Genomic DNA, 19,550 nt, shown 5'->3' with positions numbered 1-19,550 from the left:
CCGCACGCGCCCGCGCACCCGCCCCTGTGACCGACCCCACCACCCTCGCCGACCTGCGCCTCCCCGGCCCCGGAGCGGCGGCCGGTCACCCGCTGTCGGTGGGCGCCGATAGCCTCTGTGACGTGCCAGCCCGTATCACCGATCCCGAGCAGCTCAAGGAGCTCCTCGGGATCCCGTTCACCCCGGAGCAGACGGCCTGCATCACCGCGCCGACCGCCCCGCAGGTGATCGTGGCCGGCGCCGGCTCCGGCAAGACCACCGTCATGGCGGCCCGCGTCGTGTGGCTCGTCGGCACCGGACAGGTCGCCCCCGAGCAGGTCCTCGGCCTGACCTTCACCAACAAGGCCGCCGGGGAGCTCGCCGAGCGCGTCCGCAGGGCGCTGGTCAAGGCGGGCGTCACCGACCCCGACGCCGCCGGTCCGGACGTCCCCGGGGGCGAGCCGGTGATCTCCACCTACCATGCCTTCGCCGGCCGGCTGCTGACCGACCACGGCCTGCGCATCGGCCTGGAACCCACCACCCGGCTGCTCGCCGACGCCACCCGCTACCAGCTCGCCGCGCGCGTCCTCCGCGAGGCCCCGGGCCCCTACCCGGAGCTCACCCGTTCCTTCCCCGACCTGGTCGGCGACCTCCTCGCCCTCGACGGCGAACTCGCCGAGCACCTCGTCACCCCCCAGGACCTGCGCGCCTGGGACGCCGAACTGCTCGACACCCTCACCGGCGCCCGGCTGACCAACGCCGACCTGCGCAAGGTCCCCGAGACCGCCGCCGCCCGGCGCGCCCTCGCCGTCCTCGTGGTGCGCTACCGCGCCGCCAAACGGGAGCGCGACCTGCTCGACTTCGGCGACCAGATCGCCCTGGCCGCGCGGCTCGCCCGGCTCCCCGAGGTCGGCCGGCTGCTGCGTGAGGAGTTCCGCGTGGTCCTGCTCGACGAGTACCAGGACACCTCCGTCGCCCAGCGCATCCTGCTCGCGGGCCTCTTCGGCGGCGGCACCGGCCATCCCGTGACCGCCGTCGGCGACCCCTGCCAGGCGATCTACGGCTGGCGCGGCGCCTCCGTCGCCAACCTCGACGACTTCCCCGAGCACTTCACCCACGCCGACGGGCGGCCCGCCGTCCGCCGCGCACTCAGCGAGAACCGCCGCAGCGGCGGCCGCCTCCTCGACCTCGCCAACGGCCTGGCCGAGCCGCTGCGCGCGATGCACGCGGGCGTCGAGGCACTGCGTCCCGCCCCCGGCGCCGAGCGCGACGGGGTGGTGCGCTGCGCCCTGCTGCGCACCCACGCCGAGGAGATCGACTGGATCGCCGACTCCGTCGCCCACCTCGTGCGTACCGGCACGGCGCCCGGCGAGATCGCGGTGCTGTGCCGGACCGCCGGCGACTTCGCCGAGATCCAGGGCGCCCTCGTCGCCCGCGACGTGCCGGTCGAGGTGGTCGGCCTGTCCGGGCTGCTGCACCTGCCGGAGGTCGCCGACCTCGTCGCCGTCTGCGAGGTGCTCCAGGACCCGGGGGCCAACGCCTCCCTCGTCCGGCTGCTGACCGGCCCGCGCTGGCGCATCGGACCCCGCGACCTGGCCCTCCTGGGGCGCCGGGCGCGGCGGCTGGTCGCCCACGCGCGCGCGGACGCCGGTGACGACCCGGACCGCCGGCTCGCCGAGGCGGTGGAGGGCACCGACCCGGCCGAGGTGGTCTCGCTCGCCGACGCCCTCGACACCTTCCTGGAGACCCCGCTGCAGGGCGGCGGGGACGACGACGGGCTGCCGTTCTCGCCCCAGGCGCGGGTGCGCTTCGCCCGGCTCGCCGCCGAGCTGCGCGACCTGCGCCGCTCCCTGTCCGATCCGCTGATGGACGTCCTGCACCGCGTTCTCGCCGTCACCGGCCTGGAGGTGGAGCTGTCGGCGTCCCCGCACGCCCTGGCCGCCCGCCGCCGCGAGACGCTGTCCAACTTCCTCGACGTCGCCGCGTCCTTCGCCGCCCACGAGAGCGCGGCGTCCCTGCTGGCCTTCCTCGCCTTCCTGCGCACCGCCGCCCGGTACGAGAAGGGCCTCGACAACGCGCTGCCCGGCGGCGAGAACACCGTCAAGGTGCTGACCGCGCACAAGTCCAAGGGCCTGGAGTGGGACGTCGTCGCCGTGCCGGGCCTCGTCGGCGGGGTCTTCCCCAGCGGGCAGGGCCGCGAGAAGTGGACCGCGCAGGGCAGGGTCCTGCCGCACGCGCTGCGCGGCGACGCCGACACCCTGCCCGACGTGGACGGCTGGGACTCCCGCGGCCTGAAGGCCTTCCAGGAGGCCATGAAGGAGCACCAGCACACCGAGGAGCTCCGCCTCGGCTACGTCACCTTCACGCGTCCCCGTTCCCTGCTCCTCGGCTCCGGGCACTGGTGGGGGCCCAGCCAGAAGCGGCCGCGCGGCCCGTCCCCGTTCCTCCTGTCCCTGCACGACCACTGCGCCGCCGGGCACGGCGAGATCGAGGTCTGGGCGGACGAGCCCGCGGAGGACGAGGAGAACCCGGCCCTGCTCCGGGAGGCGGCCGACCAGGTCTGGCCCCTGCCCCTGGACGCGGCCGCGCTCGCCCGCCGCCGCAGGGCCGCCGAGACCGTCCTCGCCCACCTGGAGGACCTCGCCTCCGCCGGCGGCGGCCGTCCGCCCGCGTACCCGCCGGGCCACGCCGACCCGGACTGGCCGCCCCCGCCGGAGGACGAGGAGCCGCCCCCGGACGGCTCTCCCTACGACGCGCCCCCCTACGACGCGCCTCCCTACGACGAGGAGGACCCCTTCGCGGGCGGCGACCCGTTCACCGGCGGCGCCCCCTTCCCGGACGACGACCCGCTCGCCGGGGAGAAGGCGTCCGTCGGCGACGCCCCACCGGCCGGCTCCGGCGACGAGCACCCCTTCACCGGTGAGCACCCCTTCGCCGCCGAGGATCCGCTCCCGGGCGGGGAATCCCGCGCGGGGGAGGTCCCGTACGCCCGCGGCGGCCGTCCCACGGTCCCGCACCAGGCCGCGCCTCCGGAGCAGCACCGCACACCGGAGGCGCACCCCGCACCGCCCGCGTCCGACGGCCCCCGGCCGCCGGCGCCCGCCGGGCCGCTCACGCCCGAGGACGCCCGCACGCTCGCCTCCTGGGACCGCGACCTCGACGCCCTCACCGAGGAGCTCCGGCGCACCCGCGGCGGCGTCCTGGACGTCCCGCTGCCCGCCACGCTGACCACCTCGCAGATGCTGCACCTGGCCGCCGACCCGGACGGGTTCGCACGGGAGCTCGCGCGCCCCATGCCGCGCCCCCCGCAACCCGCCGCACGCCGAGGCACCCGGTTCCACGCGTGGGTGGAGACCCGCTTCGAGGAACTGGCGCTGCCCCTGCTGGAGCCGGACGAGCTGCCCGGCGGCGACGCAGAGATCGCCGACGAGCACGACCTCGACGTCCTCAAGGAGGCCTTCGGGCGCACCCCCTACGCCCACCGCACCCCCCACCGCGTCGAGGCCCCCTTCCAGCTGGCGCTCGCCGGCCGCGTCGTCCGGGGCCGGATCGACGCCGTCTACCGCGAGGGGGAGGGCGCCACGGCGACGTACGAGATCGTCGACTGGAAGACCGGGCACGGCACCACCGCCGACCCGCTCCAGCTCGCGGTGTACCGCCTGGCCTGGGCCGAGCAGCAGGGCGTCCCCCTGGACCGGGTGACCGCCGCCTTCGTGCACGTGCGCGACGGACGGGTCGTCCGCCCCCGCCACCTGCCGGACCGGGCCGCCCTGGAACGCCTGCTCGGGGCGGAGCCGCAGTGTGACGAACCGCCCGATCGGGAAGCCACCCGGGGCCGATAGGCTCGGGAGCATGAGCCAGACCCCGGACAGCGCCGTCCGCACGTACATCGAGCAGCACCGCGCCGCCTTCCTCGACGACCTCACCGCATGGCTGCGCATCCCCTCCGTGTCGGCGCAGCCCGACCATGCGCCCGACGTGCGGCGCAGCGCCGACTGGCTCGTCACCAAGCTCCGGGAGACCGGCTTCCCGACCGCCGAGGTCTGGCCCACGGCGGGCGCCCCCGCCGTCTTCGCCGAGTGGCCCTCCGACGACCCCGACGCCCCCACGGTCCTGGTCTACGGGCACCACGACGTCCAGCCCGCCGCCCGCGAGGACGGCTGGGACAGCGACCCCTTCGAGCCCGTCGTCCGCGGGGACCGCCTCTACGCGCGCGGGGCGGCCGACGACAAGGGCCAGGTCTTCTTCCACACCCTCGGAGTCCGTGCCCACCTCGCCGCCACCGGGCGCACCACCCCGGCGGTGCACCTGAAGCTGCTGGTCGAGGGCGAGGAGGAGTCCGGGTCGCCGCACTTCAGGGCGCTCGTCGAGGAGCGCGCGGACCGGCTCACCGCGGACGCCGTGATCGTCTCCGACACCGGCATGTGGTCGGAGGACACCCCCACGGTGTGCACCGGCATGCGCGGCCTGGCCGAGTGCGAGATCCGCCTGCACGGCCCCGACCAGGACATCCACTCCGGATCCTTCGGCGGCGCCGTGCCCAACCCGGCGACCGCAGCCGCCCGTCTGGTCGCCGCGCTCCACGACGAGCACGCGCGCGTGGCGATCCCCGGCTTCTACGACGGTGTCGTCGAGCTCACGGACCGGGAGCGCGAGCTCTTCGGCGAGCTGCCCTTCGACGAGGCGCAGTGGCTGCGCACCGCCAAGTCGCGCGCCGCCCACGGCGAGGCCGGGCACACCACCCTGGAGCGCATCTGGGCCCGCCCCACCGCCGAGGTCAACGGCATCGGCGGCGGCTACCAGGGGCCCGGCAGCAAGACGATCATCCCGTCCTCGGCCATGGTCAAGCTGTCGTTCCGGCTGGTCGCCGGGCAGGAGCCCGCACAGCTCGAGAAGGCCGTCCGCGCCTGGGCCGCCGAGCAGGTGCCCGACGGCATCCGCCACGAGATCGCGTTCGGCTCGGCCACCCGCCCCTGCCTGACGCCCCTGGACCACCCGGCGCTCCAGTCCGTGGCACGCGCCATGGGCCGGGCCTTCGAGGGGCCGGTCCGCTTCACCCGCGAGGGCGGCTCGGGCCCCGCCGCGGACCTCCAGGAGGTCCTCGGCGCCCCGGTGCTCTTCCTCGGCATCTCCGTCCCGTCCGACGGCTGGCACGCGCCGAACGAGAAGGTGGAGCTGGGCCTGCTGCTCAAGGGCGTCGAGACCAGCGCGTACCTCTGGGGCGACCTCGCGGAGCACTGGCGCGGGACGCCCTGACCGGCGGCGGCCGACCGGGCCCGCGTCCCGCGCGGGGCACACTGGAGGGGCCGACCGGAGCCTCCGGAGCCCGCCGGCCGCGGCCGCCTCCCACGTCCGTCCCGCCGAACAGCCGACCAATCAACCGTTCCACCGGGGGAGTTGGAAGCACACGTGACCACCTGGACCGACCGACACGCCGACCGACCCATCTCGCTCACCGCGCCCAGCGGCATCGACCGGGCCGCCCACCACCGCCTCGACGAGGCGTGGCTGGCCGCGGCGTGGAGCCACCCCACGACCCGCAGCTTCGTGGTCTCCGGCGGTCAGGTCCTCGTCGACGAGACGCCCGACGGGCGCACCGAACTCGTCATGACGCCCTCCTTCGAGGCCCCGCTCACCGAGGCCCACCGCTACTTCCTCGGCACCGACCCGGACGGCGTCAGCTACTTCGCGCTGCAGAAGGACTCCCTCCCGGGCCGCATCGACCAGTCGGCCCGCCCGGCCGGGCTGCGCGAGGCCGGGCTGCTGCTGTCGCCCCGCGACGCCGGACTCATGGTGCACGCCGTCGCCCTGGAGAACTGGCAGCGCCTGCACCGCTTCTGCTCCCGCTGCGGCGAGCGCACCGTGATCGCGGCGGCCGGCCACATCCGGCGCTGCCCCGCCTGCGGCGCCGAGCACTACCCCCGCACCGACCCCGCCGTGATCATGGCGGTCACCGACGACGAGGACCGCGTCCTCCTCGGCCGCCAGGTGCACTGGCCCGAGGGCCGCTTCTCCACCCTCGCCGGCTTCGTGGAGCCCGGAGAGTCCATCGAGCAGGCGGTGCGCCGCGAGGTGCACGAGGAGGTCGGCATCGCCGTCGGCGAGGTGGAGTACGTCGCCAGCCAGCCGTGGCCCTTCCCGTCCAGCCTCATGCTCGGCTTCCTGGCCCGCGCCACGTCCACCGACATCGAGGTCGACGGCGACGAGATCCACGAGGCCCGCTGGTTCTCCCGGGACGAGCTGGACGCGGCCTTCGAGTCCGGCGAGGTCCTGCCGCCGTACGGCATCTCCATCGCGGCCCGCCTGATCGAGATGTGGTACGGCAAGCCCCTGCCCACCCGGAGCGTCTGACCGGCCGCGCGGAGCGGGGCCGCCCCCTCCGCCGGCGGACCCCGGACACACGCGACCCCCGGCGGCCACGGAGGCCGCCGGGGGTCGTGCGGAAGCGGTGGATCAGGCGGCGAGGGCCTGCTTCACCTGCGCGAGGCTCGGGTTCGTCATGACGACCTCGCCGCCCCCGGCGGCGGGCGCCACCCGCACCGTGGGAACCGTCTGGTTCCCGCCGTTGGCCTGCTCCACGAAGGCCGCGGACTCCGGGTCGTGCTCGATGTTGATCTCGGTGTACGCGATGCCCTCGCGGTCGAGCTGGCTCTTGAGCCGGCGGCAGTAGCCGCACCACGTGGTGCTGTACATCGTCACAGTGCCCGGCATGTGTTCGCGCTCCTTCGGCGGTCGGTGATGCGATGGTCGCAGGGAGGGAACGTACGCGACCGCGCCCGTCATTCCCACCGGCGGTATCGGCGGCACGTGACACTTGCCGCACCGGACCACTACGTGCGGTATGCCGATACGACCGCGAGCGCCCGCCTGTGGACAACCGGCGCACCCGTCTCCGCCGACCTGGCAGCATGGCCGTGTGACAGCAGCACCGCACTCCTCCCTCTTCCCGCAGGCACCGGACTCGGCCGACGCGGTGCTCGAAGGGCTCGACCCCGAGCAGCGCGAGGTCGCCACGGCCCTGCGCGGCCCGGTGTGCGTGCTGGCGGGAGCCGGCACAGGCAAGACCCGCGCCATCACCCACCGCATCGCCTACGGCGTGCGCGCCGGGATCCTCCCGCCCTCCAGCGTGCTCGCCGTCACCTTCACCAACCGCGCCGCCGGCGAGATGCGCGGCCGGCTGCGGCAGCTCGGCGCGCAGGGCGTGCAGGCCCGCACCTTCCACTCGGCCGCCCTGCGCCAGCTGCAGTACTTCTGGCCGAAAGCCGTCGGCGGCAGCATGCCCCGGCTCGTCGACCGTAAGATCCAGCTCGTCGCGGACGCGGCCGCCGCCTGCCGCATCCGCCTGGACCGGGGCGAGCTGCGGGACGCGACGGCGGAGATCGAGTGGTCCAAGGTCACCCAGACCGTCCCCGCCGACTATGCGCTCGCAGCCGCGAAGGCCGGCCGCGAGACCCCCCGCGACCCGGCCGAGATCGCCCAGCTCTACGCCGCCTACGAGGACCTCAAGCGCCACCGCTCCGTCATCGACTTCGAGGACGTCCTGCTCCTCACCGTCGCCGTCCTCCAGGACCGTCACGACATCGCCGACCAGGTCCGGTCCCAGTACCAGCACTTCGTGGTCGACGAGTACCAGGACGTCAGCCCCCTCCAGCAGCGCCTGCTGGAGCTGTGGCTGGGCGACCGGGAGGACCTGTGCGTCGTCGGCGACGCCAGCCAGACGATCTACTCGTTCACGGGCGCAACGCCGGACCACCTCCTCGACTTCCGCGCCCGCCACCCCGGTGCCACCGTCGTCAAACTGGTCCGGGACTACCGCTCCACCCCGCAGGTCGTCCGCCTGGCCAACGGACTGCTCGCCCAGGCCCGCGGCCGCGCCGCCGACCACCGGCTGGAACTGGTCTCCCAGCGCCCGCCGGGTCCCGAGCCCGAATTCACCGACCACCCCGACGAGCCGGCCGAGGCGGAGAGCACGGCCCGCCGCATCCACGACCTCATCGCCGCCGGCGTCCCCGCCGCCGGGATCGCGGTCCTCTTCCGCACGAACTCCCAGTCCGAGACCTACGAGCAGGCCCTCGCCGACGTCGGCGTCCCCTACCAGCTGCGCGGCGCCGAGCGCTTCTTCGACCGGCCCGAGGTGCGCAAGGCGGGCGTCGCCCTGCGCGGCGCCGCTCGCTTCGGGGTCAACGACTCCCTCCTCGACGACGCCGTCGACCTGCCCTCGCAGGTGCGTGCGGTGCTGTCCGGCGAGGGCTGGACGCCGCAGCCGCCGGCCGGCTCCGGAGCCGTCAGGGAGCGCTGGGAGTCCCTCGCCGCGCTGGTGAACCTCGCACAGGACTTCGCCGCCGCCCGGCCCGGCGCCACCCTCGGCGACCTCGTCGCCGAGCTCGACGAGCGGGCCGGCGCCCAGCACGCCCCGACCGTCCAGGGCGTCACCCTCGCCTCCCTGCACTCCGCCAAGGGCCTGGAGTGGGACGTCGTCTTCCTGGTCGGCGTGGCCGAGGGCATGATCCCGATCACCTACGCCCGGACCGACGAGCAGATCGAGGAGGAGCGCCGCCTCCTCTACGTCGGCGTCACCCGCGCGCGCGAGCGGCTGCACATCTCCTGGGCGCTGTCCCGCTCACCCGGGGGCCGGGCGAGCCGCCGTCCCAGCCGGTTCCTCGACGGGCTGCGCCCCGGCTCGGGGGCCGGCGGCGCCGGCCGGGCCACCGCGGGCGGCGCGGGCGGCGTCGAGCGCGGCCTCACCGCCCGGCGCAGCGGCCCGGAGCCCCTCCCGCGGCGCGCCCAGCGCACCCCGGCCCGTTGCCGGGTCTGCGGCCGCACGCTCACCGAGGCGGGCGAGATGAAGCTGATGCGCTGCGAGGACTGCCCCTCCGACATGGACGAGGGGCTCTACGAGCGGCTGCGGGAGTGGCGCGCGGACCAGGCGCAGCGCAGCGGGCAGCCGGCCTTCTGCGTCTTCACCGACAAGACGCTGATGGCGATCGCCGAGTCCGTCCCCGACGACGACCGGGAGCTGGCCCGCATCCCCGGCGTCGGCCTGCGCAAGCTGCGCCGCTACGGGGCCGACGTCCTCGCTCTGTGCGCAGGTCGTGAGCCCGCCGGAGGGGCGGACGACGACTGAGGGGAACTCGTCGAAAAAATAGTTTGCGCATGCCCCGGGAATCCCCATAGGTTCTTGGTCACGGAGACAGCGGCCTTCCTGAGGCCCTGGTTCCGTGCTGTACTTGCATATCCATACGGGCCGGTTCTGCCGGCCCTTGAGACGCCGAGAGGAGGCGAGCCCAGTGATCAGCATCAAGAGCAGCTCCATCTGCACCGCCAAAATGACCGATCCCTCGGTCGCCTCCCTGTGCATGCTCGGCTCCTCTCACCAGGGCACCGGTCTGTCCGGCATTCGTGCCGCGCGTCCGGCGTCCCTCTCCCTCTCGGGTCTTCCCACCCGTGAGCGCAATGAGCGACCGACCAAGGCACTGGAAGCAGTAGCGGCACAGGCACAGGCCTATGCCTTTACGGCGGCTGGTGCCGGCAACCGGGAGCAGACGCAGCACCACCTGATGTGGGCCTTCCGTGGGCCAGAACCCTGGAGTGATCCAGCCTGATCGCCGATCAGGCCGGCGCCTTCAGGGCCGCGGAACCCCACCCGGGATCCGCGGCCCTTCTGTTTTCCCCGAACGGGGACGACGAGGTGAAGGGGCCTCGGGACAAGAGAAAACCCGGTACCAGCCGACACCCGGCACCACCGCCGGACCCGAACAGACGAGGAAGACGACCGTGCAACTCGAAGCGCACGCACCGTCCGTACCGCCTTCCGACACGATCTCCCCGCCCGGCCCCACGGAGGACCAAGCCTTGATCCCGCTCACCGCGCTCACCGCGCTCGACGACGCCATCGAGAACCTCGGCGTACCCGTCCCCTGCCGTTCCTACGACCCCGAGGTCTTCTTCGCCGAGTCGCCGGCCGACGTCGAGTACGCCAAGTCCCTCTGCCGCACCTGCCCGCTGATGGAGGCCTGCCTCGCCGGCGCCAAGGAGCGGCGTGAGCCCTGGGGTGTCTGGGGTGGCGAGCTGTTCGTCCAGGGCGTCGTCGTCGCCAGGAAGCGGCCGCGTGGCCGCCCGCGCAAGAACCCGGTCACGGCATGAACACCGCAGGAACGATCGACCGCCCCCTCACGCACGACCCCCAGAAGCAGGCCCCGATGAAGCCGTCCGTCAGCGAGCCCGCAGGCTCCGCACTCGAAGACGTCACCACCACCGGCGCGACCGACTCGCGTCAGAACAGGACCCGAGAGATGCAACTCATCCCCGAAGCCCTGGCCCGTGCGCATATGCACGAGCGACTGCACGAGGCGGAGCGTGAACGCCAGGCCGTGCGCCTGGCGGCCGCCCGCCGCATGCAGCGCCGTGCCGAGCGCGCCTCGCGGCGCGCCCGGCGGGCGCTGGCCATGGCGGTCATGCAGTAACCGATCACACCCGTCGAGCGGTGGTCTCCCCCGAAGGGAGGCGAAGCTCTCCCCGCGGGGGCCGGACCGGCCGAACGGTCCGGCCCCCGCGGTGCGTTGCGCCCGCCGTCACGCTGCCCGGCGGTATCGTCGGCCCGTGACGAGTCCATCCGGAGACAGGGACCGCGGCGCCGTCACCGCGGACGACCCCGCGCTCGCGTGCGCGCGCTGCGGCGCGCCGTCCGACGGTCCGTTCTCCACGTGGACCTGCTCCGTGGAAGGCGGCGTGCGCCGCTACTTCTGCGAGACCTGCGCCCGCGCGCACCTCAGAGCCATCGAGGGGCGCATCGACTCGGCGTGGTGGTGAGGGAGGCTCACGCCTCGGCGGCCTCCTCCTCGTCCGCCGTGTCCTCCTCGTCCGTGGCGTCCTCGTCACCGCCGTCCGCCGCCACGGCGACGAAGCCCGGCAGCCACTCCTCCAGCTCGTCGCGCAGCCGCACCGTCGCGCCCAGCTGGCACAGCACGCCGATGGTGCTGAGCGTCACCCGGTGGATCAGCAGGTACGCCGGAGGCAGGTTGAGCCGCTTGCCCAGCTGGTAGGCGGGGGAGCGGGGGTCGGCGATGCGGGCCGCCTGGCTGCGCATCCAGCCCCGGGTGAAGGTGAAGGCGTCCACCCGCGCCGGCTCGATGATCGGCAGCAGGTAGTCCAGGACCGCCTCGGGTTCCAGCTCCATCGACTCCTTGACGAAGCCCTCCGCGCACAGCAGCTCGTAGACCGCGTCCGCCTCATCGTCGAGCGTCATGCGCAGCGACGTGCCGATCGGTGCCGGCAGGCCGCCGGGGAGCCGGTCGACCGTGCCGAAGTCCAGCACGCCGAGCCGCCAGTCCTCCTCGCCGTCCGGACCGCCCGGCAGCAGTCGGAAATTGCCCGGGTGCGGGTCGGCGTGGAGCAGCCCGGTGCGGGCCGGACCCGAGAACAGGAAGTGGGCCAGGAGCTGGCCGGCGCGGTCGCGCTGCTCCCGGGTGCCGTCCGCGATCACCTCGGACAGCGGGACGCCGTCGATCCACTCGGTGATCAGGACCTGCTCGCGCTGGTGCACCACGGCCGGCACCACGATGTCCGGATCCCCGGTGAACTCCTCCGCGTGGGCGTCCTGCGCCTCGGCCTCCAGCCCGTAGTCCAGCTCCTCGGAGACCCGGTCCTTCAGCTCGGCGATCAGCGGCTTGATGTCCATGCCGGGGATCAGCGGGCCCAGCAGCCGGGCGAAGCGGCTCAGCTGGCCCAGGTCGGACAGCAGGGCCTCGCCCGCGCCCGGATACTGCACCTTGACGGCCACCTCGCGCCCGTCGTGCCACACCGCGCGGTGCACCTGGCCGATCGAGGCCGCCGCGGCCGGCTTGTCCTCGAACTCCTCGAAGTACTCGCGCCAGTCGGCGCCCATCCGCTGCTCGAGCACCGCGTGCACGGTACGGGTCGGCATCGGCGGCGCCGCCTCCTGGAGCTTGGTCAGCGCGACCCGGTAGGGGCCCGCGACCTCCTCCGGCAGCGCCGACTCGAAGACGGACAGGGCCTGCCCGAACTTCATCGCCCCGCCCTTGAGCTCGCCGAGCACCTTGAACAGCTGCTCGGCGGTGCGCTGCTGCAGCTCGCGGCCGACGAGCTCCGCGGACTCGCCCACGATTCTCTTGCCGAGTCCCCAGGTCGCCCGCCCGGCGAAGCCGAGCGGAAGCGCGGCGAGCTTGGCGGTCCGGGTGACCGCCTTCCGGGGAAGATCAGACATGCGCCCTCCAAGTCCGAGCAGGCCGCGCCGTGCCCCCCTGACGACAAGGCTTCGACGACGGCCCTTGCTCCGCCATTGTCGCGCGTCGGCCCGCGTCCTTTGAGGCCCGTTCCCCACCGATGTCGACCGCGGCCGCGCACGGGCAGCCAGGATGCGGTCGCACCGCCCGGACACGCCAGGTCAGGTGGGGTGCGGACACCTCCCAGCGGGAATCCGCGGCGCAGGGGACCGCGCCGTCGAGAAAGGCGAGGGCGTGCGCGGCGGCCAGTCCCGCGACCGTGGTGGCGAGCGCCAGGTCGCACGCGGGCGCCGTCCGGCGCGCTCTGCCGGAACGCCACTGCGCCACCAGGCGCGGCCACGCCGCGTCCCGGTCCGTGCGCTCCCGGTGCAGGCACTCGGCACAGGCGCTCTCCCCCGGCAGCACGAGCGGACCGACCACGCCCGTGCCCTCCACGACACCCGCGTACAGATGAGGCGTCCCCGACGCCATCAGGGCCCCCGCGGACGACGGATCGGGCGCGTGCACCGCGACGTCGTCCCGTGGGGCGAGGATCACCAGGGAGTGCCCCGGATCGTCCGGGGCGGACGCAGCCCCGGCCGTCCGCCGCACCGCACGGTCCGGGGCGGCGCCGCGCACGGCCCGGCGCGCGGCGCTCTCCCGGCGTTCGCCGACGGCGTCCGCGGGCAGACCGCCCGGCGCGACGTCCCACGGTTCGACGCAGCCGCCGTCGCGCACGTCGACCTCGCCGACGCCCGCCCCGGACAGCACCGCGGCGAGCAGCGCGCCCACCCGGCCGGCACCCCGCACCTGCACGCGCAGCCCCCGCCGGGCGGCAAGGCGCCGCACCGCCCCGCCCGGCGCACGGGCCGTCAGCGACAGCGCGGCCAGGTCCGGACGCAGCCGGTCCATGACCTCCTTCCTCCCGCGCAGTGCGTCGGCCGCCTCCCCGCCGCCCCGTCCGTCGTCGAGGAGCCCGGACCGCTCCAACCGGTCCACGACCCCGTCCACGTGGTCCTCGGGGAGGTCCATGCGCCGCCCCTCCTGCCGCAGCAGGGGCAGGCCCCGCGTGCCGTCGAGCAGGTCGAGGAAGCTGCCGGTGGCGGTGTCCACCGGGCCCAGGGTCACCGCGTGCGCCGGGGTCATCCCGAACTGCACCGTGTTCAGATCGCGCCAGCCGCGCCGGAGCGCGGGCTTCACCACCGGATGCATGCGGACCCCCGTAGATCGCAGACCACCCGGAGCGTCCCCGTCCCTCTCCGGGCCGGGTGATCGCTCCGCCGACGAGTGCCAGCATGCCCGCTCCCGCCGGCCGGCACCGGCGGCCGTCCACAGGCACCGGGTATTCGTCGTACGAATCGGACGCCGGGTGCGGATCGCCGCGGACCCGACCCGCACCGGCGACGCGCCCCGGCCGCACCGGGTAACGTCGGGGCGTGTCCGCCGACCCACTGCACCGCGCCGGAACGCCGCAGCGCGGCAGCGAGACGAGCCCGCCCCCGAACGGCGCCCGGACGAGCGCGATCGAGGTCCGCAGGAGCACCCGCCGTCGCCGGACGGTCTCCGCGTACCGCGAGGGCGACCGCACCGTCGTGCTCATCCCCGCCCGGATGTCCGAGGCGGAGGAGCGGCGCTGGGTGACCGTCATGCTCGACAAACTGGCCGCCCAGGAGAGCCGGCGGTCGCTCGGCGACACCGAGTTGGCCGCGCGCGCCGAGCGGCTGTCCGGCCAGTACTTCGGCGGCCGGGCCCGGCCGCGGTCGGTGCGCTGGGTCACCAACCAGAACACCCGGTGGGGCTCGTGCACCCCGGCCGAGGGCAGCATCCGCCTGTCCCACCGGCTGCAGGGGATGCCGGAGTACGTCGTCGACTACGTCCTGCTGCACGAGCTTGCGCACCTGCTCGTCCCCGGGCACGGCCCCGACTTCTGGCGGCTGTTGGAGGCGTATCCGCGCACCGAGCGGGCCCGCGGCTATCTGGAGGGCGTGGCCGCGGCCCACCGGTTGCCGCATCCGCCGGAGGCCCGCGGGGCGTGACGTCCGTCCCCGTGGGACCACCCGTCACCGCCGGTCGGGGATTCTGTACCGGGGCCGTACCGACTTCGTCCGATGTCCGGGTTTGCCGTTAGCCTGGCGCGACGCACTCGCTTCGGGATGGGGGACGGTCGTTACGCATGCCCAGGGAATTCCAACGCGGCCACAAGGCCAGGATCAGTGACCTCACCGCGGGCACGGATCTGTACGTAGGCGTGCAGATCTCGGCCCCCGGGCTGACCTTCGACATCAGCTGCTTCGGCCTGGACGCCGACGAACGCCTCTCGGACGACCGGTACTTCATCTTCTTCAACCAGCCGAAGTCCCCCGAGGAGTCCGTCCAGCTGCTGGGCGCGCAGGCGGGTGACACCGAGTCCTTCCGCGTCACGCTGGACCGGATCCCCGCGCAGATCCGGAAGCTGTCCTTCACCGCCACGGTCGACGGCGCCGGGCAGATGTCGCAGATCGGCTCCGGCTACCTGCGCGTCGTCGCGGGCGGCGAGGAGGTGGCCCGGTACGCCTTCGACGGCTCGGAGTTCACCACCGAGCGGGCCGTGATGCTCGGCGACTTCTACCTCAAGGACGTGTGGCGGTTCGCCGCCGTCGGCCAGGGCTTCGACGGCGGCCTCGACGCGCTGCTGAAGAACTTCGGCGGCGAGGTCCTGGAGGAGGAGGCGCCCGCCCCGCAGCAGCCGCAGGCACCGCAGACCGGCGGAGCCCCCGGCTTCGCGCCGCCCGTGTTCGGCGCACCGTCCGGACCGGCCGCCCCGGCCCCGGCGCCCACTCAGGCCCCGCCCCAGCCGGCCCCGGGCCACACCCCGCCCCCGGCGCCGTCCCCGTCGGTGCACGCCGCGCCGACGATCGTGGCGCCGCTGACCCCGCCCGGGGGCACCGTCCCGCCGCCGGCCCCGGCGCCCGCGCCCTACGGCCAGCAGCCCCCCTACGGGCAGGCCCCCGGCCACGCCCCGGCGCCGCCGCCCGGGTACGGGCAGCCGCCGCACGCCCCGGCGCCGCCGCCCGGCTACGGGCAGCCCCCGGCCCCGCCCGGATACGGGCAGGTGCCGGGCCAGGCGGCCTCGTACGGGGCGGTCCCGCAGGGTGCCCCGCAGGCCGCGGGGGTGACCGCGGCGCTCAGCGCGTTCAAGGAGACGCCGACCGGCCAGCGCTGGACCCTGCAGAACAGCAAGCTCATCCGCGCCGACCTCGGCACGGACGGCCGGCCGGTGCTCGCCCGCCAGGGCAGCATGGTGCTTTACCAGGGCAAGGTCGACTTCGGCTACAAGGGCGCCGGTTTCGCCGGCCGGATCGTCGGCAACGCCACCGGCCAGGAGATGCAGCTGATGCGCTGCACCGGCCACGGCCAGGTCTTCTTCGCCGAGAGCGCCACCCACCTGCACCCCGTCGAGCTCCAGGGCGACGCGATCTGCGTCTCCGCGGAGAACGTGCTCGCCTTCGACGAGAGCCTCCAGTACGAGGTCCGCCGCATCGAGGGGCACGGCATCCCGGGCGGGGCGCTGTTCACGATGCAGTTCCAGGGCACCGGCACGATCGTCGTCAAGACGCACGGCACCCCGGTGGTGCTGCCCGTGACGCCCACGACCTTCGTCGACTCCAACGCCGTCGTCGCCTGGTCCGCGGCCGCCCAGGTGATCGTCTCCAGCCAGGTGCGCATGCGGCGCAACGCCTACCCGGGCCACACCGGCGAGGGCGTCAACCTGCAGTTCCGGGCCGCGCCCGGCAATTTCGTCGTCGTCCAGCCCTACGAGGTCTGAGGGAGCCCGTCATGAACCAGCCGCTCGCGGGCTACGCCCCCGCACCCGTCACCGCCCGCATGGAGAAGCACGGCAGCCACATGCTGAAGGTCGCCATGCAGACCGGCAGCGACCTCCTCGCGCGCGTGGGCTCGATGGTGGCCTACGAGGGTTTCGTGCAGTACGAGCCCAACCCGCCCGCCGTCCGCCAGATCGCCCGCGACTGGATCACCGGCGAGGGCGCCCCCCTGATGAAGTGCTCCGGCGACGGCCTGCTCTACCTCGCCGACTACGGCGCCAACGTCGTCGTCATCAACCTCAACGGCGACGCGATCTCCGTCAACGCCACCAACCTGCTGGCCTTCGACGCCCATCTGACGTGGGGCGTGGAGCGGGTCAAGGGGCTGGCGAAGTTCGCCGGACAGGGCCTGTGGAACACCAGGATCTCCGGCCAGGGATGGATCGCGCTGACCTCCCGGGGCGAGCCGATCGTCGTCGACTGCGGCGGCGGCGAGGACGAGACGTACGTCGACCCCGACGCGCTCGTCGCCTGGTCCCCGAACCTGAAGGTCAAGGGCAAACGCAGCTTCAAGGCGCAGTCGCTGATCGGCCGGGGCAGCGGCGAGGCGTACCAGATGGCCTTCTCCGGCCAGGGCATCGTCGTCGTCCAGCCCAGCGAGGACAGCACCGACCGCCTCCGGGTCCGGGGCTGAGGGGGAGTCACCACCATGCAGAGCCCGCTTTTCGCCTTCAACGACGCCCAGACCCAGGACCGCTGGAGCCTGCAGAACAAGCAGATGCTGCGCGTCACCCTGGAGGGCCACGACGACATCCTCGCCCGCAAGGGCACCATGGTCGCCTACCAGGGCCTCGTCGAGTTCGACGCCGAGTACCGCAGCCGGCAGCAGGCGCACGCGCGTGCGTACACCGGTGAGGGCCTGGACCTGATGCGCTGCCACGGACAGGGCACCGTCTACCTCGCCAACCTCGCCCAGTACGTGCACGTCATGGACGTCGAGCAGGACGGCCTGACGGTCGACAGCAGCTACGTGCTGGCGATGGACTCCTCGCTGCACCACGAGGTCGTCGCCGTCGACAGCATGTACGGCATCTCCGGCTCCGGGAAGTACCAGCTCAACATCACCGGACGCGGCAAGGTCGCCCTGATGACCTCCGGCGCCCCGCTGATGATGCCGGTCACCCCGGACAAGTACGTCAACTGCGACGCCGACGCGATCGTCGCCTGGTCCACCGGGCTGCGGGTCCAGATGCAGGCCCAGACGCACTCCTCCGGAGTGTGGCGGCGCCGCGGCAGCACCGGCGAGGGCTGGGAGCTGAGCTTCATGGGCAGCGGCTTCGCCCTCGTCCAGCCCAGCGAGCTGCTGCCGCCGCAGAACGCGGTGATCGGGCAGGGCCTCGCCGCGCAGTTCGGCATGGGCCAGCACGGCGCGCGCGGACAGAACCAGGGCAACGTCTGGAGCTGACCGCACGGGCGCGTCCGTGCGCGGGGCAGAGCGTGAGGGGCGGCCGCACCGCGGCCGCCCCTCACGCGTGGGCCGCGGTCACAGCCGGGCCCGGGTCGCCTCCAGCAGCCGCACGACGGACTCGTCCGCCACCCCGGCCACCTCGTCGTAGGGGAACCAGCGCAGGTCCAGCGACTCGTCGCTGATCGTCTCGACGGCCCCGGCGGGCGCCGTCGCCGCGTACTGCACGTCGAGGTGCCAGGCGCACGGCGTGTGGTGGCGGTCCAGGCGCACCGGCCCGCCGGGGAGCAGGGTCAGCCCCGCGATGCCGGACTCCTCGGTCGCCTCCCGCAGCGCGGCCGCCGCGAGCGTGGGGTCGCCCGGCTCGCAGTGCCCGCCCATCTGCAGCCACATGCGCAGCTTCCCGTGCAGGGTCAGCAGGACCCGCTCCCGCACCGGGTCGATCACCAGCGCGCTGGCCGTGACGTGGCCGTCCGTGCAGGACTTCCACATGCCGTCCGGGTGGGTCTCCAGATGCGTCAGGTAGGCCTGGCGCAGCTCCTCCTGGCTCTCGTACCCCTTCAGGACGAGGGCCGCGTCGTCGTGGAGGCTCACTCGGCGTCGTCGTCCTTCGCCTCGGGGTCCCCGTCCTTCGGCGCGCTGCCGCCGGTCCCGCCGTCGCCCTTCGTGAGGTCGGGGCCGCCGGTGCGGTGCCCGCCGGAGGTGCCGGCGGCCTCGCCGAGGATCCGGTCCAGTTCCGAGAAGTCCATCTGCTCGCGGTGCACGAAGCCGTCCGGGTCGTCCAGGTCGCCGGCCGTCGGCAGCATGTCCGGGTGGGACCACAGGGCGTCCCGGCCGTCCACCCCGCGCGCGTCGGTGAGCGAGGCCCACAGCCGGGAGGCGTCCCGCAGCCGGCGCGGTCGCAGCTCCAGGCCGATCAGCGTGGCGAAGGTCTGCTCGGCGGGACCGCCCGAGGCGCGGCGGCGGCGCAGGGTCTCGCGCAGCGCGTCGGCGGACGACAGACGGGGCTTCGCGGCGGCGTGCACCACCGCGTCGACCCAGCCCTCGACGAGCGCCAGAGCGGTCTCCAGGCGGGCCAGGGCGGACTTCTGCTCCGGGGTGTCCTCCGGCTGGAACATGCCCTGCTGGAGGGCGTCCTGCAGCTGCTCCGGATTCTGCGGGTCGAACTGGCCGACCACGTCCTCCAGCTTCTCGGTGTCGACCTTGATCCCGCGCGCATAGCCGTCGACGGCGCCGTACAGGTGGGCGCGCAGCCACGGCACGTGGGCGAAGAGGCGCTGGTGGGCGGCCTCGCGCAGGGCGAGGTACAGCCGCACCTCCTCCTGCGGCACGCCGAGGTCCTTGCCGAACGCCTCGATGTTCGCCGGGAGCAGGGCGGCCTTCCCGGCCGGGCCCAGCGGGAGGCCGATGTCGGTGGAGCCGACGACCTCACCGGCGAGCACGCCGACGGCCTGCCCGATCTGGGTGCCGAACATCGCGCCGCCCATGGAGCGCATCATGCCGATCAGCGGGCCCGCCATGGCCTGCATCTCCTCGGGCAGGACGTCGCCCATGGCGGTGCCGACCCGCTCGGCGACCGGGTCGACGAGCTCCTTCCACGCGGGCAGGGTCGCCTCGACCCACTCCGCGCGGCTCCAGGCGACCGCGGAGGCGGCGCCGGACGGCAGCGAGGTCGCGTCGTCCAGCCACAGGTCGGCCAGGCGGACGGCCTCCTGGACCGCGGAGTGCTCGGCGGGGCCGACGCTCGCGTCCTTGGTGCCGTCCGGGGTGCCCTGGGAGACCGTCTGGCGGGCGATCTGCTTGGCCATGTCCCAGTTCACCGGGCCGCCCTCGTAGGAGAGCATCTGGCCGAGCTGCTGGAACGCGGCGCCCAGGTCGGTGGGGTTCAGCGACCCGAACATGGCTGCGAGCGGATTGTCGGCGCCGGGCCCGCCAGGGCCTCCGGCTCCGGGTGTCCCGAAGCCGAACGGGTTGGCCGGTCCCTGCCCACCACCGCTCTGCTGGTCCTTCTTCTTGCCCTCGTCGCCGTTCTCCGGCTCCTCCGGCGGAAGGCCGAATCCGAATGGGGTGTCACTCACGGGG

General features: G+C 74.2%; 17 protein-coding genes. 12 read left to right on the top strand and 5 right to left on the bottom strand.

Translation table 11 applies throughout. The features are described 5' to 3' along the window. The first annotated feature begins 122 nt into the window (after nt 1–122). From P3H78_RS05095 to nudC, 3 genes are all read left to right on the top strand, one after another. The gene (locus P3H78_RS05095; RefSeq protein ID WP_276107552.1) at nt 123–3,821 is read left to right on the top strand and encodes a UvrD-helicase domain-containing protein; all 3,699 of its coding nucleotides are present in this window, start codon (nt 123–125) and stop codon (nt 3,819–3,821) included. Between the two features lie 10 nt (nt 3,822–3,831). Further along, nucleotides 3,832–5,235 (top strand): dipeptidase, encoded by a 1,404-nt coding sequence (locus P3H78_RS05090; RefSeq protein ID WP_276107551.1) that lies wholly within the window; start codon nt 3,832–3,834, stop codon nt 5,233–5,235. 153 nt (nt 5,236–5,388) lie between these two features. Then, on the top strand, nt 5,389–6,330 hold the full coding sequence (gene nudC / locus P3H78_RS05085; protein WP_276107550.1) for an NAD(+) diphosphatase: 942 nt from the start codon (nt 5,389–5,391) through the stop codon (nt 6,328–6,330). Nucleotides 6,331–6,432: 102 nt separating this feature from the next. Here nudC and P3H78_RS05080 read toward each other — a convergent pair whose 3' ends face one another. Next, a complete protein-coding gene (locus P3H78_RS05080; protein WP_276107549.1) occupies nt 6,433–6,690 on the bottom strand; it encodes a mycoredoxin in 258 nt (85 codons plus the stop codon). 205 nt (nt 6,691–6,895) lie between these two features. Here P3H78_RS05080 and P3H78_RS05075 point away from each other — a divergent pair, with 205 nt between their 5' ends. The 5 genes from P3H78_RS05075 (at nt 6,896) to P3H78_RS05055 (ending at nt 10,788) form a co-directional block, all read left to right on the top strand. Continuing rightward, nucleotides 6,896–9,103: an ATP-dependent DNA helicase UvrD2 gene (locus P3H78_RS05075; RefSeq protein WP_438827905.1), complete on the top strand. Its 2,208-nt coding sequence runs from the start codon at nt 6,896–6,898 to the stop codon at nt 9,101–9,103. Between the two features lie 163 nt (nt 9,104–9,266). Beyond that, complete coding sequence (locus tag P3H78_RS05070; protein WP_276107547.1) at nt 9,267–9,581, top strand: hypothetical protein; 315 nt, start codon at nt 9,267–9,269, stop codon at nt 9,579–9,581. A gap of 172 nt (nt 9,582–9,753) precedes the next feature. Next, the gene (locus P3H78_RS05065; protein ID WP_276107546.1) at nt 9,754–10,122 is read left to right on the top strand and encodes a WhiB family transcriptional regulator; all 369 of its coding nucleotides are present in this window, start codon (nt 9,754–9,756) and stop codon (nt 10,120–10,122) included. After that, the gene (locus P3H78_RS05060) at nt 10,119–10,442 is read left to right on the top strand and encodes a putative WhiB-interacting protein (RefSeq protein ID WP_276107545.1); all 324 of its coding nucleotides are present in this window, start codon (nt 10,119–10,121) and stop codon (nt 10,440–10,442) included. Before P3H78_RS05065 ends, P3H78_RS05060 begins: the two co-directional genes overlap by 4 nt. Before the next feature lie 136 nt (nt 10,443–10,578). Then, complete coding sequence (locus P3H78_RS05055; RefSeq protein ID WP_276107544.1) at nt 10,579–10,788, top strand: hypothetical protein; 210 nt, start codon at nt 10,579–10,581, stop codon at nt 10,786–10,788. A 7-nt stretch (nt 10,789–10,795) separates the two neighbouring features. Here P3H78_RS05055 and P3H78_RS05050 read toward each other — a convergent pair whose 3' ends face one another. Both P3H78_RS05050 and P3H78_RS05045 read right to left on the bottom strand, forming a co-directional pair. After that, nucleotides 10,796–12,202 carry an ABC1 kinase family protein gene (locus P3H78_RS05050; protein ID WP_276107543.1) on the bottom strand — a complete coding sequence of 469 codons (1,407 nt, stop codon included), beginning with the start codon at nt 12,200–12,202 and terminating at the stop codon, nt 10,796–10,798. Further along, a complete protein-coding gene (locus tag P3H78_RS05045; RefSeq protein ID WP_276107542.1) occupies nt 12,195–13,412 on the bottom strand; it encodes a TOMM precursor leader peptide-binding protein in 1,218 nt (405 codons plus the stop codon). Before P3H78_RS05045 ends, P3H78_RS05050 begins: the two co-directional genes overlap by 8 nt. A 224-nt stretch (nt 13,413–13,636) precedes the next feature. Between P3H78_RS05045 and P3H78_RS05040 the strand changes: the two genes are divergently transcribed. From P3H78_RS05040 to P3H78_RS05025, 4 genes are all read left to right on the top strand, one after another. Beyond that, a complete protein-coding gene (locus P3H78_RS05040) occupies nt 13,637–14,236 on the top strand; it encodes a M48 metallopeptidase family protein (RefSeq protein WP_276107541.1) in 600 nt (199 codons plus the stop codon). A 137-nt stretch (nt 14,237–14,373) separates the two neighbouring features. Next, nucleotides 14,374–16,005 (top strand): TerD family protein, encoded by a 1,632-nt coding sequence (locus P3H78_RS05035; protein ID WP_276107540.1) that lies wholly within the window; start codon nt 14,374–14,376, stop codon nt 16,003–16,005. A gap of 11 nt (nt 16,006–16,016) precedes the next feature. After that, the gene (locus P3H78_RS05030; protein ID WP_276107539.1) at nt 16,017–16,697 is read left to right on the top strand and encodes an AIM24 family protein; all 681 of its coding nucleotides are present in this window, start codon (nt 16,017–16,019) and stop codon (nt 16,695–16,697) included. 15 nt (nt 16,698–16,712) lie between these two features. Then, nucleotides 16,713–17,468 (top strand): AIM24 family protein, encoded by a 756-nt coding sequence (locus P3H78_RS05025; protein WP_276107538.1) that lies wholly within the window; start codon nt 16,713–16,715, stop codon nt 17,466–17,468. A gap of 78 nt (nt 17,469–17,546) precedes the next feature. Here the strand turns inward: P3H78_RS05025 and P3H78_RS05020 are convergent, their stop codons facing one another. Continuing rightward, nucleotides 17,547–18,062, bottom strand: coding sequence for an NUDIX hydrolase (locus tag P3H78_RS05020; RefSeq protein ID WP_276107537.1), 516 nt, complete (start codon nt 18,060–18,062; stop codon nt 17,547–17,549). Then, a complete protein-coding gene (locus P3H78_RS05015; RefSeq protein ID WP_276107536.1) occupies nt 18,059–19,546 on the bottom strand; it encodes a zinc-dependent metalloprotease in 1,488 nt (495 codons plus the stop codon). Before P3H78_RS05015 ends, P3H78_RS05020 begins: the two co-directional genes overlap by 4 nt. Between the last annotated feature and the right edge of the window lie 4 nt (nt 19,547–19,550).

Source organism: Streptomyces tropicalis (genome assembly GCF_029269835.1).
Lineage (GTDB): Bacteria > Actinomycetota > Actinomycetes > Streptomycetales > Streptomycetaceae > Streptomyces > Streptomyces tropicalis.
The sequence above is the reverse complement of the archived record's forward strand: the minus strand, read 5'-3'. Positions and strand labels throughout refer to the sequence as shown.

What these genes read in the sequence shown, in the direction of transcription:
- P3H78_RS05025 (WP_276107538.1), top strand. Translation starts at nt 16,713, where the DNA reads ATGCAGAGCCCGCTTTTCGCCTTCAACGACGCCCAGACCCAGGACCGC.
- P3H78_RS05030 (WP_276107539.1), top strand. Translation starts at nt 16,017, where the DNA reads ATGAACCAGCCGCTCGCGGGCTACGCCCCCGCACCCGTCACCGCCCGC.
- P3H78_RS05050 (WP_276107543.1), bottom strand. Translation starts at nt 12,202, where the DNA reads ATGTCTGATCTTCCCCGGAAGGCGGTCACCCGGACCGCCAAGCTCGCC.
- P3H78_RS05080 (WP_276107549.1), bottom strand. Translation starts at nt 6,690, where the DNA reads ATGCCGGGCACTGTGACGATGTACAGCACCACGTGGTGCGGCTACTGC.
- P3H78_RS05060 (WP_276107545.1), top strand. Translation starts at nt 10,119, where the DNA reads ATGAACACCGCAGGAACGATCGACCGCCCCCTCACGCACGACCCCCAG.
- P3H78_RS05045 (WP_276107542.1), bottom strand. Translation starts at nt 13,412, where the DNA reads ATGCATCCGGTGGTGAAGCCCGCGCTCCGGCGCGGCTGGCGCGATCTG.
- P3H78_RS05035 (WP_276107540.1), top strand. Translation starts at nt 14,374, where the DNA reads ATGCCCAGGGAATTCCAACGCGGCCACAAGGCCAGGATCAGTGACCTC.
- P3H78_RS05090 (WP_276107551.1), top strand. Translation starts at nt 3,832, where the DNA reads ATGAGCCAGACCCCGGACAGCGCCGTCCGCACGTACATCGAGCAGCAC.